Annotated in this window: 1 protein-coding gene; it reads right to left on the bottom strand. The window is 74.8% G+C overall.

Annotated elements, in window-relative coordinates:
* Positions 1–2199 (bottom strand): non-ribosomal peptide synthetase (locus JJV70_RS22225; protein WP_219049828.1); only part of this gene is annotated, 2199 nt, incomplete at both ends.

Genomic DNA, 2199 nt, shown 5'->3' with positions numbered 1-2199 from the left:
CGGCAGGGCGTCCCACTCCGGCGCCCGACCCGACACCCGGGCCGCGTACGCCACCCCGAGGTCACGGGCGAGGACGCCGAAGGACCAGCCGTCGCTGACGATGTGGTGCGAGACCAGGGCGAGCACGTGCTCCGTGCCGCCCACCGAGAACAGCTCGGCCCGGAAGGGCAGTTCGGCCGCCAGGTCGAAGGGCCGACGGGCGGCCTCCGTCGCCCGTGCGGACGCGTCCGCGCCGGCCGGCACGTCCACCACGCGCAGCACGGTCCCGGGAACGGGCCGCACCTCCTGCCGGGGCCGGTCCTCGGCGTCGGCGGGGAAGACGGTCCGCAGCGTGTCGTGCCGGGCCGTGACATCGCGCAGGGCGCCGTCGAGCGCCACCACGTCGACGGACCCGCTCAGGCCGAAGAGTATCGGCGCGTTGTAGGTGGACCACGGGCCCTGAACCCGGTCGATCAGCCACAGCCGCAGCTGCGCGGAGGACAGCAGCACCTCCCCGGCGTGCTCAATCGGGGCGAGCGCGGGCCGGAGCTCCGCCTCGGCCCGCCCGAGCCGCTGGGCGAGACCGGCGACGGTGGGGGTCTCGAAGAGGGCCCGCAGGCCGACCTCGGCGCCGAGCCCGGCGCGAATCCGGCTGGTCAGGCGGGTGGCGAGCAGCGAGTGGCCGCCCAGCTCGAAGAAGTTGTCGTCGACCGAGACCGAGCGCAGCCCCAGGACCTCGGCGAACAGCCCGCACAGGATGGTCTCCCGGGGGGTGCGCGGGGCCCGGCCGGTGCCGGCGAGGGCGGCGAAGTCGGGGGCGGGCAGGGNGTCGAGGACGACCACGGCGGAGGGGACCATGTACTCGGGCAGCGGCCCGCCCAACTCCTCCCGCAGCGCGCGCCCGTCGAGGCTCGTCCCGGCCCGGGGCACGACGTAGGCGACCAGCCGCTTCTCCCCCGGCTCGTCCTCGCGGACGACGACCGCCGAACGGGCCACGCCGGGCCGGGCGGCCACGGCCGCCTCGACCTCGCCGGGCTCGATCCGGAAGCCGCGGATCTTCACCTGGAAGTCGCCGCGCCCGACGTACTCGATCTGGCCGTCGGCACGCCACCGCACCAGGTCGCCGGTGCGGTACATCACCTCGCCGGGGGCGCCGAACGGGCAGGCCACGAACCGCTCGGCGGTCAGCGCGGGCTGTCCGACGTAGCCGTGGGCGAGGCCGTCGCCGGAGACGTACAGCTCGCCGACGACACCCCCGGGGACGGGCTCCAGCCGTTCGTCGAGGACGTGGACGCGGGTGTTGGCCAGGGGGACACCGATGGGCACCGAGGGGGTGCCCCGGTCGTGGGCGCCGATCTGGTGGGCGTTGGTGATGACCATGCTCTCGGCCGGCCCGTAGCCGTTGACGAGGCGCAGCTCCGGCCGACTGTCGACGATCCGCAGCAGGTGCGAGATGGACGGTGCCTCGCCGCCGGTGATGACCTGGCGGAGGCTGCCAGCGAAGACGTCCGGGTACTCGTCCACGAGCACGGAGAAGAGGCCGGCGGAGAACCAGGTGCTGGTCACGGAGTGCCGGTAGACCAGCTCGGAGAGGACGACGGTGTCGGGCTTCTGGCCGGGCTGGAGGACGCAGCGGGCGCCGGTGAGCAGGGGCCCGAAGAGTTCGAGGATGAAGATGTCCCAGGAGACGGGGACGGACTGGAGCCACACCTCGTCCGGGCCGAAGGCCAGGAAGTCCTGGGCCCGCAGGGTGCGCACGATCGCCCGGTGCGGGGCGATCACGCCCTTGGGCGTGCCGCTGGAGCCGGAGGTGAACATGACCACCGCCGGGTCCTCCCGGTGGAAGGGGAGGGCCGGGGCGTGGTCGGGCCGGGCGGCGATCTCGTCCGCCTCGGCGTCGAGGTCCACGAACCGGGCGGTGGGGTGGGTGAGGTGCCCGGCCCGCTCGGCGGTGTGGAGGACGGCGGCGGCGTCGGTCCGGTCGAGGAGGCCGCTGAGCCGCTCGGCGGGGTAGTCCACGTCGAGCATGGTGAAGGCCGCGCCGGCCTTGAGCGCGGCCAGCAGGCCGACGACCATCCGGGGGCCGCGCTCGATGTGGACGCCGACGACGTCCCCGCGGGTCACGCCGGCGGCGATGAGGTGGTGGGCGAGCCAGTTGGCGCGGGCGTCGAGCTCGGCGTAGGTGACCTCCTCGTCGCCGAAGACCAGCGCGACCGCGTC

This window comes from Streptomyces sp. JJ66 (assembly GCF_019303495.1).
Taxonomy (GTDB): Bacteria; Actinomycetota; Actinomycetes; order Streptomycetales; family Streptomycetaceae; genus Streptomyces.
Note: the sequence above shows the minus strand (reverse complement) of the source record. Positions and strands in the feature narration are given on the sequence as shown.